Genomic DNA, 14,929 nt, shown 5'->3' with positions numbered 1-14,929 from the left:
AAAAGCTGGCTCAACTTATTTTGTACACAATGGCAAAGACAAGATATAAAAAAAGCCTTTCCGGGGAGTGGAAAGGCTTCTTTTGCAATCATGGAAAATAATATTTCCAATTATTTATCTAGTTCAGGGTGCTTACAACGCTATTTTCTACACCAAAAGGAGTAGCAACGTATTTATCAGCAGCCCAATCGTTTTCCCACACTTCACCGTCCAACAAGTAACGGAATTCATATTCCTTACCCGTTTCCAGATCCAAGGTAGTTTTGAAAACATTCTTTTGCTTCTTCATAGAAATACCAGCTTCGGTATCCCAATTGTTAAAGTCACCAATCAAAACCACTTTCTTAGCGGTTGCAACAGCCTCTGTAGGAAGCGAAAAAGTGGCCTTACATACAGGCTTTGATTTCAAGAATTTCTTTGTAATCATGAGTATCAAATTTTACGCCTGTTATTTGAAAACAGGCAATGGGATTGAATAATTATGGCTTAAAAAAGCTTAACGCTTACCACCTTTCAGTTCGTCCTGTAGCTTATTCAGCTCATCCCATTTTCCAGCGGCAGCTAGTTTAGCTTGCTCAGGCCAGGTCGTAGGATTATGCATTTTGTAACGAGAACCAGCAGCCTCAAGGATCGCTTGTAGTTTAGGTTGCTTAGCCTTTGCTAGATCTGCAAAAGTTTTGATCCCGTCAGCTTGTAAAAGACCCGCAATTTTTGGCCCTACTCCTTCAATTTTCTTCAGATCGTCAGCTTTGACAGTCTTCTTAGCAGGAGTTGCTTTTTTTGCCGGAGCTACCTTTTTAGCAGGAGCTTTTGCCTTAGTAGCTGCTTTTGCCGGAGCGGCCTTTTTAGCAGGAGCCTTAGGAGCTGCTTTTTTAGCGGGAGTCGCTTTTTTTGCTGGAGCCTTTGCCTTAGGGGCAGCTTTCTTTGCTGGAGCTTTCTTGATCTCTACCGCATCTACAACCAATACACAATTGTGGCTGAAGAATTCAGTAATTTGGTAGTCATCAGCAGCTTCATCATTGAACCAATCCTGTCCATTAACTAAGTAACGGAACTCATAGGTAGCACCTGCTGGTAATTCAATAGTTGCTGTGTACTCTTTTTTCTTGGCACTTAAAACTAGGCCTTTGTCCCAGCTCCAGTCATTAAATGTACCCAAGACGCGAACCTCGGCTTTCTTGCCAACCTGATCGGTAGTCAGTGAAAAAGTGACTTTACAAACAGGCTTTGATTTGGAATATTGCTTCTTAATCATCGAATAGAAAGTGTTAATTTTACACCAAGCTGCAAACTTATAACAAAGATAGGACATAGTCAACTGATTATCAATGATAAATATCAGTCACTCCAACGCCCAACCTTGCTAATTAAGTGGCATCAGGCCTCTAATTCGGAATAATTATTGGCCTACAATTACCTCGCCAAATCCAGATAGGCAAAACGAGAAAGAAATAAACTTTCGTATCAAGTGGATTTTTTATAAAAAAAGTCAAAAAAACTTTTCTAAAGACTGAAAAGCCCCTCTACATTCAACAATAATTCTTCTACTTTTTGAAAATAGCGCCCCATGTCTCGGCCGTCAACTGTAGCATGGTGAGCCTGTACAGCTAAAGGCATCATTACCTTTTTTTCCTGGGTAAAATACTTCCCCCAACTAATGCGGGGAACGGTATCCGCTGGCGAATAATGCATAGCATGACTCAATCCTGTAAAACTCACCCATGGGATAGCCGACATAAAGAGGTAGTCATCGCGCCCCGGTTCATCTTCAAAATCTGGCGCGGTTTTCATCCGTTCCATCGTCGACAACGCTCGTTCAATAAATACCGGAGCAGCAGGATCATAATCGACCGTACAAAAACTAAAGACCTCTGATACTTCCGTAGGTACAGTAAAAGACGGTTGTACTGTAGGATGTTCTACAACTTGTTCTCCTCGAATTCGCCAACGAAAGGCTGGAATATCATTTGCTGCTTTGGAAAGCAGGTATACTATATATGGTGTAAAAGGAAGTTTTTGCCCCTTCACGAAGGACAGGAAGCGGGTAATATCTACATTAGCCACAAGATTAAAGTGAGGCTGATCCATTTTACGAAAGAAATCGAAATGCTTTTGACGATGGGGATTATTGAATGTAATAACTTTCATTATTGTAATTCTTCGAACTTGGTGAGGGTTTTAGCAAAACCCGTATTGAGATACAGGCTGCTTCGCGCCCTTAAGATAAACGGTATAGAAACTCAAACACTACCAGCGCCAAAATGATCCTAAATCTTTTTGCAAAGCCACGGCCTCCCGGTAATAAGTATGCTCCTGGTCACCAATAATTCGCTGTAGTCGTACGTCAATCTCGGCTTCTGGTCTCCCCTCTCCTACTTTTGCTAAAACGATACTCCAATCCAGATTATCCTGATAATACCTCAGATCATCCTCTTTAAAATCCTCTGGTGGCAATTGTGTACTTAGCGCTTCAAATAAGCGAGTAGCGCTGGCGAAATCTTTATCTTCAAGTGCTTCATGAGCAGCAGCAAAGCTAGTAAGGTAAGCTTCTTCTTCAGCAGCCCCGGCACTCATCGTATTTCCTAAAGGAGGTTGTTTATAAAATCGTGCCACAATGGCTTCATCGGAATAATTCTGTTGAGCAAACCAATTTGCCCCTGCAACCATCAACACCAAAACACTGGCCGCAATAACTCCCAAGCGCCTCCAGTTAGGTCGAAGAGTATGCAATTTAGCAGTAGGCTTCTTCTCGTCTTTCTCCCACTTACGAAGCTTTTGGCGAAAATCATCGTCCTTTAGGTCATGGAAACCACTGTTTAACTGTGCCTGTTCTTCCAGAAGTTTGGCGAAGGCAGGATCGTTGGCTTTTCTTGTTTCTATCACTTGCTCGTTGGCCGCTGATAGTTGCCCTTTCATGTACCACTCCGCTAGCTCCGTATCGTCTGTAGCTTGCCAAGCGAGATCCATTTCTGCAAACTTTACTCCTTGTTCTTGGAAATGCAACGCATCCCATGCGTTCCAAAGTTGGTTAAAAGTCCTTGTTTCTTCTTCTCCATTTGGCAACTCATCCAGTGCCAATCGGAGTTTTTTGTGTTCGTCTTCATTCAACTTACCGGCCCGTAGGGCTTCCAGCTGCATGAGTAATTCGTTTGGTAACATCACTTAGTTATAATTCAAAATCTCAAACCTGTTATTGATTTTGAAGGGTTAGTTTTCTTCTATACTAATCAGTTTACGCATACGCTGTAAACAATCATACTTGCGCTTCCGGGCCGCTCCTGCACCACTCAGGCCCAGGTCTTCCGCAATAGCTTCCATACTATAGCTATGGAGATAAACTTTGCGCAAAATATTACGGCACTTTTCATCCATACGATTGAGAAGATTGCGTATCCAGGCGGCTTGCTCTCGCTGAGCTATCCGGTCTTCTACACCTGGCGGGATGGCTACTTCCGGGACTTCTTCTTCCCATTGGGTTTTCGCGCCCCCCTGTTTTCGATAGATCATTTTGCCTACTCCAAATAAGTAGGTCCTAAGACTACTGCGCAAAGGCGCTGCCAAGCTACCTGTAGTTACCTTACGGTGAAGGACTACCATGGCATCCTGGTACAAAGCGCTAACCTGCTCCGGCGGCCAATTCGTGTGCTTTAAAAAAAACAAGCGAAAGGGTGACCGCAGGTCATCATACAGTACCCGCCAAGCAGAATCACTTCCGGTAGCTAGGGTTTGTAAACGGCTTTCGTCCGCTGCATAGTTGCTCATTAATGCGTGCTTTGGTGAAGATGTTACCAATTAAGGGGCTAAAATAAGAGAATTTGTGAGTTTAATAGTTTGATAGCTGGGGAGTTTGCTAGTTTACGCTTAGGCCACTACACCATAGAATAACTAGCTAACAGGTATTATCCTTTCTTTTGCATGTCTGCTAATGCTGCTCTGCTAGACTGCCTACGGCGTTGACGTTGAAGGAATACCGGAGGGGCAGCGCGGGCACCACAATCCAGAATAGCACAACGCTCACAAGTGGTATGTACATCTTTTGTAACAAGAGCAGGATCGGCCAAAAAAGGAAAAGTATCCCGCAGCTGATCATTGAGCAACAACCCTATGGTTACACTGCTGCTATTATCAGCATTCTCTCGGGTAGGCTTGGCCATTGCCAGGCAAAAATAGGCGTTGGGGGGTGTCCCAGTAACGGGAAATCTGTGCACCTACAATAGGCTCAGGAATGGTAGCCTCTAGCCCTTGCTGGGCTTTCAAACGCCGAATCAGGCGAATACTGATCCAGCGCCGGCAATAGTGCTCATCCAGCTGATTAGCGTGAGGGTCATGCAACTGAGACAAGTGCATTTCCTTAGTAACAATATACTTTTGCATACCATGATCCGTGAAAAAACGGAGAAAAAACAACTGTTTTACCCCAAAATGATGGGGCAAGATATTGGCCATTCGTTGTAGTAACATTTCTGAAGTCAACTCACTTTCTGCTAACCAGCGCAGTACCTCCTCTCCGCGCCAACGTTGCCAACGCGTCATTTCCTGCAAGTAGCCAACAATCACCGGCTCTGGTAATAACAAGGCCACAGAAAAATAAGAAGCCCGAAAATTACTGAGTAACTTCTCAAAAGATTCAATCTCCAGCATTCGCGTTTCTAAGGGGCGCTCTGTTTCATTCAAGTTCTGAAAACCTATTTCCTTGGCCAGCAAAAAGCGCTCTTGCGCCAAATTGAGATCAGGCCCGAGGTAAAGAATCCCCTGCTTGGGTAGAAAAACCGACCGCAAATGCTTTAAGGTCGCATGACTCGCCAAATAGACACGATCCACTTTAACATCATAGACCTCCAGTAACAATTGCTCTAAAGTCGGGATATCTAGTTTACGATCACCGGCCAATTGGTACTGACGACGAAAATCCTGAGTTGCTTGTTCTATTTCCGGAAAATAATTATCATGTAAATCCTGATAAGAACGAAGAGCAGCTTTGTAGAAATCCTCTCCCTGCATGTTAAAATTGCGGGTGATTTTAATCACGGTGCTAATAAAAGCATTCACTTTTTCAGGAGCCTGTAGCAACAACTCAATCAACTTAGTGGTGGAAATCCCAAAAGTTTCTAATGGGAAAATTTTCAAAAAATCTGACCTAAGCAATTCAACGATCGGTCGTAATTTTTTACTTGGCTCCAGCGAAACTAAATAATCGTAATCGGTTTCTAAAGCAGCCGCTAAAGTGATAATCTTGTCCGACTTGGGATATTTTTTCCCTTTCTCAATACTGTGTAAGTAAGAAATAGCCAACCCCGTCCGATCTGATAATTGCTGGTAAGATAGCTCAGCTTCCTGCCTTAAATGCTGGACTTTAAGCCCAAAAATAAGTTTTACAATTGCAGCTTCTTTTAACATAAATGGAATTCTTTACGAGTCTCTCTAAATTTTATCACCTAGCTACAGCGATAATTGTCATCATATACGGGGCTAATACCCGCTAATTTAGCTTTTGTTAAGCGAAAAGGAGGCTAAAACCAAGTGAAAAAGCAACAAGCAGATAAAATTTATTAATTAGAGAAAATTTCTCTAAAAGTAAATAAATCTATAACTTGCCCCCTGTTAGCAGCCTTTTGCGTGCAATGGCACCATTTATCACTAACTAATTGACAATCACAAACTGTCCGCACTGTCGATAGAGTACAAGCTTGCCATTGATCTTGTCAACGACCGTGCAAAAATTCGAAGCTATGCTACAATTTGGTATCAAGAATCCACAAGAAAAACTGGAAGACCTGGGTATCCGGAACTATCGGAAAGCCTATTGGAATGAAACACCAGAATTCTTGCAAGAAGCCACTATTATTCGCGAGCAAGGCATCATTGCTGACAATGGTGCTTTAGCAATTAACACAGGTAAGTTTACTGGCCGTTCACCAATGGATCGCTTCATCGTCAAAGATGATATTACTGCGGATAATGTTGATTGGAATAAAATCAATATGCCTTTTTCGGCAGAAGGCTTCGACCAGCTTTATGATAAGATAACAGATTACTTTGCAGGCCGCGAAATCTTTGTTCGTGATGCTTTTGCCTGTGCCGATGCCAATTACCGACTTCCTGTGCGTGTAGTCAATGAATATCCTTGGAGTAACATGTTTGTGTACAACATGTTCTTGCGTCCAACAGCAGAGGAATTTCAGTCTTTCACACCAGAATGGACCGTTATCAACGCCCCTGGTTTTTTAGCTGACCCTGAAGTAGATGGCACACGCCAATCTAACTTTGCAATCATCAACTTCACACGCAAGTGTGTAATCGTAGGTGGTACGGGCTATACCGGTGAAATCAAAAAAGGAATTTTCTCCGTACTTAACTTCATTCTTCCAGAACAACGCAATGTCCTAAGTATGCACTGTTCTGCCAACGTTGGTAAAGAAGGAGATGTAGCAATATTCTTCGGTCTTTCTGGTACAGGTAAAACGACCCTCTCGGCCGATCCAAACCGTGAGCTTATCGGAGATGATGAACATGGTTGGTCAGATGAAGGCGTCTTCAACTTCGAAGGTGGCTGCTACGCTAAAACCATTGACCTTACAGCGGAAAAAGAGCCTGACATCTACGAGGCTATCCGCCATGGAGCCATCCTAGAAAATATCGGTTTCTACCCAAATACGCGTAAGCCAGATTACAGCGATAGTAGCATTACCCAAAACACGCGTGTAAGCTATCCGATTCACCACATCGACAACGCACTTGAAGTATCCGCAGCAGGCCACCCTACCAACATTTTCTTCCTGACCTGTGATGCTTTCGGTGTACTGCCTCCGATCTCAAAATTATCTCCAGAGCAAGCCGCCTACTTCTTTATTTCTGGCTACACGGCCAAGGTAGCTGGTACGGAAGAAGGTATTGATGAGCCGCTGCCTAGTTTCTCTGCTGGATTTGGCGCTCCTTTCCTTCCTTTACACCCTGGAAAGTATGCCGATATGCTAAGTGAGAAAATGCAAAAACACGGGGTTAATGTATGGTTGGTCAATACTGGCTGGGCTAATGGTCCTTACGGTGTTGGTAGCCGGATAAAACTTAAATACACCCGTGCGATGATTACCGCAGCCTTAAATGGCGACCTGGATCAGGTAGAGTACAGTACGCACACCATCTTCGGGATGGAGCTACCTACTTCATGCCCTAATGTTCCTAGTGNAATCCTCAGCCCTAAAGCTTCCTGGAATAATGATCAGGCATTTTACAAGCAAGCTAACAAATTGGCAAATGCATTTATTGCCAATTTTGAAAAGTACAAAGCTGGTGCTAGCCAGGCAGTAATTGACGCAGCTCCTAAAGTCAATGAGAACGCCACTGCATAAGCTTGTCTTTAACAAGTATTTCTACCTGATATAACACAGGGAGGTTTTCTTGCGAAAACCTCCCTTTTTTATTTCACAAGCCCTACGAAACGCCAAATATTTCATTGTTGATTTTGTAAAATGTAAATATTTAACTTACTTAGCATTCAGAGTTTAGAACAAGTGACATTTTCTACATTATCACCTACCGTTTTTCAAATTAGACCTACAGTTTATCCAATTAAATACTTGTCCCTTGTTGTATAGGACTGATGCACTGCGTATCCTAATGATCTTGTTTACCCAATTGTAAATGAGAATTTCCGGCACAATCTCAATTCGCTTCGCGGCTATCCTGCGGTGTCTTCAATCAGCAAATCAGACCAAACAAGCTCTATANTAAGCAAACTATATTTTCTGGTATAAACACAACTTTACATGAGAACTGTCTATTTTACACTAAGCGGAGCGCTCTTGCTCTTGGCTTTAACTTTCACTACCTCTTTATCGGCACAACGCAATTGCGGAGCCATGGAACATCTCCAAATGGAGATGGAAAATGATTCCAAACGAGCGCTTAAACTCCAACAAATTGAGGAGCAAACGCGCAACTTCATTCAAAATACCGACGCTCGCGCAGTAAATGGTATCATTACTATCCCTGTAGTTGTACACGTTGTTTATAACAACTCTACAGAAAACATCAGTGATGCGCAAGTACAATCTCAAATTGATGTTTTGAACGATGATTTTCGTCGTACCAATAGTGATGCAGATAACACCTGGTCACAAGCTGCCGATACAGAAATTGAGTTCTGCCTCGCCTCTGTTGATCCCGATGGTAATGCTACCAATGGCATCACTCGCACCTCCACCTCTGTTACTGCTTTCAGCACCAACGATAACATGAAGTTCAATTCTTCGGGTGGCAAAGATGCTTGGCCTGCCGCTGATTATCTCAACATGTGGAGTTGTGACATCTCAGGAGGTATCCTTGGTTATGCTCAGTTTCCCGGCGGTGATCCGGCTACTGACGGAGTTGTTATGGATTATCAATACTTCGGAACAATCGGTACTGCAACTGCACCTTTTGACCTAGGCCGAACGGCTACCCATGAGGTCGGTCACTGGCTAAACTTACGCCACATCTGGGGAGACGGTAACTGTAATGTTGACGATTTCGTAAGCGACACCCCTACTTCTGATGCTGCCAACTACGGTTGTGCTACCGGCCACGTCTCCTGTAGTACCGTAGATATGGTACAAAACTATATGGATTACTCTGACGATGCTTGTATGAACTTGTACACCGCTGGTCAGAAAACCCGTATGCGGGCACTCTTTGAGCCAGGCGGTGCACGCGCCAGCTTACTCAATTCAGCGGCTTGTGGCGCTCCTCCTACTCCAACTTGTTCGGATGGCATCCAAAATGGCAACGAAACAGGTGTGGACTGTGGTGGCCCTGACTGTGATGCCTGCCCTCCTTGTACTGACGTAATCGTTTCGATTACTTTAGATAACTACCCCGAAGAAACCAGCTGGACAATTACCAATAGTGGTGGATCAGTGGTAGCCTCTGGTGGCACCTACGGTAGCCAACCTGATGGCTCTACCGTTACGATTACAAACTGTCTGCCTGATGGTTGTTATGACTTTACCATCAATGATGCTTACGGAGATGGCATTTGCTGTTCTTACGGCAATGGTTCTTATTCCGTTACTACCGGAGGCAGTACGGTTGCTTCTGGCGGCTCATTTGGATCCAGTGAAACAACCAATTTCTGTGTTGGTGGTGGCCCTGCCCCTACTTGTACAGATGGTATCCAAAATGGTAATGAAACTGGTGTTGATTGTGGTGGACCTGATTGTGCCGCTTGTCCTACCTGTGATGATGGTATCCAAAACGGTAATGAAACTGGCGTTGACTGTGGTGGACCCGACTGTGCCGCTTGTCCTACTTGTGATGACGGCATCCAGAACGGTAGCGAAACTGGCGTTGACTGTGGTGGCCCTGATTGTGCCGCTTGCCCTACCTGTGATGATGGCATCCAAAACGGTAATGAAACTGGCGTTGACTGTGGTGGCCCTGACTGTGCCGCTTGTCCCGTAGCCCCTACCTGTACAGATGGTATCCAAAATGGTAATGAAACTGGTATTGACTGTGGTGGCCCTGATTGCCCTGCTTGTCCCGTAGATCCGACTTGTACCGATGTAATAGTCTCTATTACTTTAGACAATTACCCTGAAGAAACCAGCTGGACAATTACCGACAACGGTGGATCAGTAGTGGCTTCTGGAGGCACCTATGGTAACCAAGCTGATGGTTCAACAGTGAACATTACTGTTTGTCTGGTAGATGGTTGCTACGACTTCACCATCAATGATACTTACGGAGACGGTATTTGCTGTTCTTACGGCAATGGTTCTTATTCCGTTACAATAGATGGTAACAAAGTGGCTTCTGGTGACTCATTTGGATCCAGTGAAACGACCAACTTCTGTATAGGTGGCAGCCCTGCTCCTACCTGTACCGACGGCATCCAGAATGGTAGCGAAACCGGTGTTGACTGTGGTGGCCCCGATTGCGCCCCTTGTAACACAGGTGGATGTACTGACACCAATGTTAACTTCAACAACTTTGAAAGTGGTTGGGGAATATGGAATGACGGAGGCTCCGATTGTCGCCGTAGTGCAAATGATGCCGCTTATTCCAATGGATCGTATAGTATACGTCTAAGAGACAATACTTCTACATCAGTAATGACCACCGACAACCTCAACCTTGCTGGTTTTGAAGAGGTGACCATTGACTTTAGCTACTATCCAAGAAGCATGGAAACAGGAGAAGACTTCTGGCTCCAAGCCTCTACTGATGGCGGTTCTAGTTATCAAACCCTAGCGAGTTGGGCTAGCGGCACCGACTTCTCCAACAATGTTCGTGAAAACGAGACCATTGTAATTACTGGTACATTTACCAGCACAACCCGCTTCCGTTTCCGTTGTGACGCTAGTGGCAACAGTGATTACATCTACATCGATGATGTTGATGTTTCTGGTTGTGCTAATGGTGCTCGAATGAGTGGTGAAGAATTGTTGGCGACTCCAGAAGTAACCAACAACGAGCCTAGCTTCTCACAAATCGCATTGTTCCCGAACCCTACCAGTAGTGTACTGAATGTAGACTTCGTATTTGATCAGTCCTTCGATGCTCAAGTTCAGGTTTATGTTACAGATATGACCGGCAAGGCGCTCCAACAGCTACAATGGACTGCAACAAACGGTAAGCAGCGCCAAACACTGGATGTAAGTCAGTTTGCACCCGGTATTTACATGCTTCACCTTATCAGTGGCGAAGAACGTGTAACACAGAGATTTGTAGTCGCGAAGTAATTTTGCTAAACATAATTTCAAAGTAAACTCTTTAAAAAGCCTCCGTCAGAAAAATTCTGGCGGGGGCTTTTTTGTTCAGCGGTCGTCAAATATTCTAATTCAGCTGTATGATCGCACCGGTACGATTGGGGTACATTTATGTGTTCAGTTTTGACCTAGAGAAGTCATAGATTGGCTAAACAATGCTTATGGGGCTTAAAACGACCTCGGATGAGCGCGAATATCAATTCCTGTTGGCTGATGAGGCAGAACGAATCAAAGCGGAGGGCAATATTTCCCCAACATCATCGCTCATGTTAGTTTCCTAACTATCCCGACCTCCTTGGTCGGGATTATATCCCGCTGGTCTCCTTTATGCTGGTCAGAAGACCAGCCAGATAGGGCATCGTAGTCTGGGGACAACGATGAGTCCCTGCTAAAAAATGGAAAGTCCCTTCTCCAACATGCTTACTCTTTTGGCTAGAAGCCTTACCTTTCATGCATCCATTCAAAAAAGTAAGTCATGAAATTGTTCCCCCTTTTACTAGCCTTATTCATTTTCCAGTCCTGCAGTCAAACCGATACCGCCGCTCAAGAAGCAGCTCAGGCAGCCCTAGAGGCGGAACTATCAGAAGCCCAGGCTGAAATTGCTAAACTCACCGCTGCTGCAGAAGAACAACCAGGCCTCATTCATAGTGTCTTTTTCTGGCTCAACGAAGACCTTTCTGATGCTGACCAAGCCGCTTTCCGTGCCGGTGTAGAATCACTCAGAGCAGTGGAAAGTATAGAGAAAATGTACGTTGGCCCTGTAGCTCCTACCGAAGCTCGCGGCGTTGTCGACAATAGCTACAACTTAGCCCTAATCGTTCATTTCTCTGATGTAGCCGGACAAGATGCCTACCAAATCGACCCCGTCCACCTAAAATTTATCGATGACCATAAGGATAAGTGGACCAAGGTGATAGTGTATGATAATTTGGTGGAATAAGCTAACTATTTTTATGGAGTAAAGAATCATTCCAGCAGATCATATTCTCCAATAGATGATTTAGATTTTATAACGGATTGCATTGAGATAACTCAGCACATTATATGCCAGATAGTGGGCAAGTAGCTAGTACATTAGACTCAAAAGCTTGATAGTTAACCGATTTTTTTCCTGATAAACTCGAGGAAGATTACCGTTTTTAATACTTTAGTAATTCTGTAAGACACCATCTAATTTAATTTTGAATAACGCTATCTTCTGATGAAAAAACATGCTACCTCCCTGTTGATTATTTTATTTCCGCTGCTCTTATTTTCTCAAAAAGAACAAATCGATTGTGCCAACATTTTTAATGAAATCGAAGCTCTTCTAACACAGAAAGACACAACCGAAGCACTACGCTTATTTTCTTCTCTAGAAAACAGAGATTGTGTAATCCGCAAAGGACAGTATCGATATATCAGTAGGGTTAGTTTTCTTTTTGGAAAAATAGAAGAATCAAAAACTAGAATGCTACAAGCTGTAGAGTTAGGTATTTTAGGGCTGAGTAAATTTCACACAACTACTCAACCAACAGAACAAGAGATACGAGAAAAATATGGAACAGCATATATCAATCAGCTCAAACACTTAAGTGATAGCATTTTAGAGCAAAGAATAATAACCCACGGTGAATTAATTTATGCTTTAAGAAGTATTTACGAGGCAGATCAAGCCTTAAGGAGAGATAGTATAACTAAATCATGCAGAAAATATGCAAGTAGTCAAAGATTTCAACCTGACACCCATGAAATTGCACAAGACCATGCACAACAAATTATGTGTTTCAATGCATTCTATCACCTAGATTCGATCATCTTACAAGAGTTTGTCAATATCGTAAAAAAAATAGGGTACGTCCCTGGAGATGATCAACTATTTGGCACAGTAGAGGTAGTTCCTATTATTCTCCACACGGCTCATTATCAATTTAGTGAATTAGACAGTATATACATCAAATCAATTGAGAAAGGAACTATTTCTCCAGCGCTATATGCTGCATATAAGGGCTATCAAAGCGAATGGTTCCAACAAGAATCTTCCCTTTTATTCACTACCTATAACCAGGTTTCTTCTGATCTTACGGAAGTAGATATCCAACAAATCAATGACAAACGAATAAAGCTTGGTATTCCTATTCTTCCAGCAACACTTTGGAATACTAAATTATTCTAATCCTCCCGCTTCCGTTTCCACCGCTTATGCGTCCACAACCAGTACTGCGGCTCTGCCCGAATGATTTCTTCCAATTTCTGGGTGTGCTTGATCGTAATAGCCCCATGTTCTTCTTCCAGTGGCTTGTCAGTAACCAGCGAGAACGTCATCGTGTAGTGCCCGCGTTTTACTTTCTGAATATCACCAAAAACGACCAGACAATCATATTCTTTAGCAAATTTTTCAGTACCGAAAGCAACTGCCGTGTCTTGATTTAAAAAATCCATCCAGAAGCTTTTCTTACTACTGGTAGGTGATTGGTCCCCGCCAAAGAGGTAAATGGCCGGGCGGCCATTCCATTCCTTAAACATGGCCTTGGCTTCGTGTTTGGGCACCATCTCCAGACCGTATTTCCCCCGAGAATCAGACAATACTTTGCTAAAAAATGGGTCTTTAATGGGAGAGTACAATGCTACTACAGGTAGCTTACTGAACATAGGAAAAGCTGTCCCCATCATTTCCCAACTGTTATAATGGCCAGCAATCAACACGATGCCTTTATTATAAGCCTCCAACTCCTTCACAAAATCAGGATTCGTAACAATCGCACGGCGGCTTATTTCCTCTTTCCCCATACTGAACATCCGCACACTCTCAAAAATGAGGTCGCACAAATGGCGGTAAAAATCACTGGCAATCTTTTTGATCTCCTCCTCCGATTTATCCGGAAAGGACCTCCGTAAATTGCCCATGACCACCTTCTTGCGGTAACCTGCTCCGTAATACAAGACATAGTAAAGACCTGTCGAAAAAACATATAATATCGACAGCGGCAGCATCGATAGTGGCTTCAGGAAAAGATAATAAAGGATTTTGCTCATTCTTAATCTAGCGTTAATACAGCTCACTCCCCTATCTCATTCGGGAGCTTTAACTTGAGTCATCAATGCACAAAGGTACTGAAGGAACAGCACAAAAATGCATGGTACTTTAAAAAGTAAAACCTCCCATTTTCTATGTTCAGAATACTTATTTTACTGCTCATTACCACTACTTCATGTAGTAAAGCTACCCGTATATTAAACGAATCTCCAAATATGACAACAACCTCTTTTGATTGGCAGGGTCATCGCGGCGCCCGCGGTTTGTTGCCCGAAAACACACTTCCGGCCTTTGCCCATGCCTTAACCTACCCTGCTATCAAAACCCTGGAACTCGACCTAGCTGTAACCAAAGATCAACAATTGGTTATCTCTCACGAACCCTGGATGGCTGCATTGATCTGTACTCATCCCGACGGCAGCTCAGTCACCGAGAAAGAAGAAAAATCACTCATCATTCACCAAATGACTTTGGCTGAGGTGCAAACATTTGATTGTGGAAGCCGAGGCAATGCCAACTTCCCCGAACAGCAGGCACGCTCAGTAAGAAAACCTACCCTCGCTGCAATGGTAGAAATGGCCGAGCAAATCGCGCGCGACCTAAAACGCCCTCTCCCTTATTACAATATTGAAATTAAAAGTCTCCCCGAATGGGACGAGACATTCACCCCACTCCCTGAAGAATTTGCCCACCTTTTGCTCCAGGAATTGACCAAACTGGGCATCGCAGAACGCACCACCATTCAATCTTTTGATGTTCGCAGCTTACAGGCCGTTAGGCAACAAGCTCCCACACAATCCCTCGCCTATTTAGTCGCTAATAGGAATACGTTAGAACAAAACCTGGATACGCTTGGCTTCCTACCCGAAATCTACAGTCCCTACTACTTGCTATGTACTCCGGAACTCACACAAAGCCTCCACCAGCAAAATATTCAGCTTATCCCCTGGACTGTCAATGATCCCAAAGAAATGCAACGCCTCATCGACATGGGCNTAGACGGCATCATTACCGATTATCCCAACATAATACCGTAGAGGTTTTTTGGGTAGAAGGTAGAGGGATTTTGTTCCTTCAAAAGGAGACCTACACCTTGATGACCAACTCGTCTAATTGGACGATAGTCGAAATTCATAAGCAGGAATCATTTAAACACTAGACTTGTTCT

At 43.6% G+C, this 14,929-nt stretch carries 13 protein-coding genes; 5 read left to right on the top strand and 8 right to left on the bottom strand.

Features of this window, described 5'->3' with window-relative positions:
- Window positions 1–118: 118 nt before the first annotated feature.
- The 7 genes from A3EU_RS0111115 to A3EU_RS30110 form a co-directional block, all read right to left on the bottom strand.
- On the bottom strand, window positions 119–427 hold the full coding sequence (locus tag A3EU_RS0111115; protein ID WP_020536238.1) for an isoamylase early set domain-containing protein: 309 nt from the start codon (window positions 425–427) through the stop codon (window positions 119–121).
- 69 nt (window positions 428–496) lie between these two features.
- Entirely contained in the window at window positions 497–1,255 is a 759-nt protein-coding gene (locus tag A3EU_RS32720) for an isoamylase early set domain-containing protein (RefSeq protein WP_020536237.1), read from the bottom strand.
- A 248-nt stretch (window positions 1,256–1,503) separates the two neighbouring features.
- Window positions 1,504–2,148 carry a chloramphenicol acetyltransferase gene (locus A3EU_RS0111105; protein ID WP_020536236.1) on the bottom strand — a complete coding sequence of 215 codons (645 nt, stop codon included), beginning with the start codon at window positions 2,146–2,148 and terminating at the stop codon, window positions 1,504–1,506.
- A 99-nt stretch (window positions 2,149–2,247) separates the two neighbouring features.
- On the bottom strand, window positions 2,248–3,138 hold the full coding sequence (locus A3EU_RS0111100; RefSeq protein WP_156825731.1) for a hypothetical protein: 891 nt from the start codon (window positions 3,136–3,138) through the stop codon (window positions 2,248–2,250).
- Between the two features lie 69 nt (window positions 3,139–3,207).
- Window positions 3,208–3,762: an RNA polymerase sigma factor gene (locus A3EU_RS0111095; protein ID WP_020536234.1), complete on the bottom strand. Its 555-nt coding sequence runs from the start codon at window positions 3,760–3,762 to the stop codon at window positions 3,208–3,210.
- A gap of 137 nt (window positions 3,763–3,899) precedes the next feature.
- Window positions 3,900–4,154, bottom strand: coding sequence for a hypothetical protein (locus A3EU_RS33895; protein ID WP_052331298.1), 255 nt, complete (start codon window positions 4,152–4,154; stop codon window positions 3,900–3,902).
- Window positions 4,126–5,397, bottom strand: coding sequence for an XRE family transcriptional regulator (locus A3EU_RS30110; protein ID WP_052331297.1), 1,272 nt, complete (start codon window positions 5,395–5,397; stop codon window positions 4,126–4,128). Before A3EU_RS30110 ends, A3EU_RS33895 begins: the two co-directional genes overlap by 29 nt.
- A 332-nt stretch (window positions 5,398–5,729) precedes the next feature.
- Between A3EU_RS30110 and pckA the strand changes: the two genes are divergently transcribed.
- From pckA to A3EU_RS0111070, 4 genes are all read left to right on the top strand, one after another.
- Window positions 5,730–7,349 (top strand): phosphoenolpyruvate carboxykinase (ATP), encoded by a 1,620-nt coding sequence (gene pckA / locus A3EU_RS0111085; RefSeq protein ID WP_020536233.1) that lies wholly within the window; start codon window positions 5,730–5,732, stop codon window positions 7,347–7,349.
- 417 nt (window positions 7,350–7,766) lie between these two features.
- Window positions 7,767–10,718, top strand: a complete 2,952-nt coding sequence (locus A3EU_RS34805) for a M43 family zinc metalloprotease (protein WP_020536232.1) — start codon at window positions 7,767–7,769, stop codon at window positions 10,716–10,718.
- Between the two features lie 502 nt (window positions 10,719–11,220).
- Window positions 11,221–11,685 carry a Dabb family protein gene (locus A3EU_RS30095; RefSeq protein WP_020536231.1) on the top strand — a complete coding sequence of 155 codons (465 nt, stop codon included), beginning with the start codon at window positions 11,221–11,223 and terminating at the stop codon, window positions 11,683–11,685.
- 261 nt (window positions 11,686–11,946) lie between these two features.
- Window positions 11,947–12,900, top strand: a complete 954-nt coding sequence (locus tag A3EU_RS0111070) for a hypothetical protein (RefSeq protein WP_020536230.1) — start codon at window positions 11,947–11,949, stop codon at window positions 12,898–12,900.
- Here A3EU_RS0111070 and A3EU_RS0111065 read toward each other — a convergent pair.
- Complete coding sequence (locus tag A3EU_RS0111065) at window positions 12,897–13,760, bottom strand: lysophospholipid acyltransferase family protein (protein WP_044085717.1); 864 nt, start codon at window positions 13,758–13,760, stop codon at window positions 12,897–12,899. The two genes, A3EU_RS0111070 and A3EU_RS0111065, sit on opposite strands and share 4 nt — an antisense overlap.
- 135 nt (window positions 13,761–13,895) lie before the next feature.
- Between A3EU_RS0111065 and A3EU_RS0111060 the strand changes: the two genes are divergently transcribed.
- Window positions 13,896–14,798 carry a glycerophosphodiester phosphodiesterase family protein gene (locus A3EU_RS0111060; protein WP_020536228.1) on the top strand — a complete coding sequence of 301 codons (903 nt, stop codon included), beginning with the start codon at window positions 13,896–13,898 and terminating at the stop codon, window positions 14,796–14,798.
- Window positions 14,799–14,929 lie beyond the last annotated feature (131 nt).

This window comes from Lewinella cohaerens DSM 23179, from assembly GCF_000379805.1.
GTDB lineage: Bacteria > Bacteroidota > Bacteroidia > Chitinophagales > Saprospiraceae > Lewinella > Lewinella cohaerens.
Note: the sequence above shows the minus strand (reverse complement) of the source record. Positions and strands in the feature narration are given on the sequence as shown.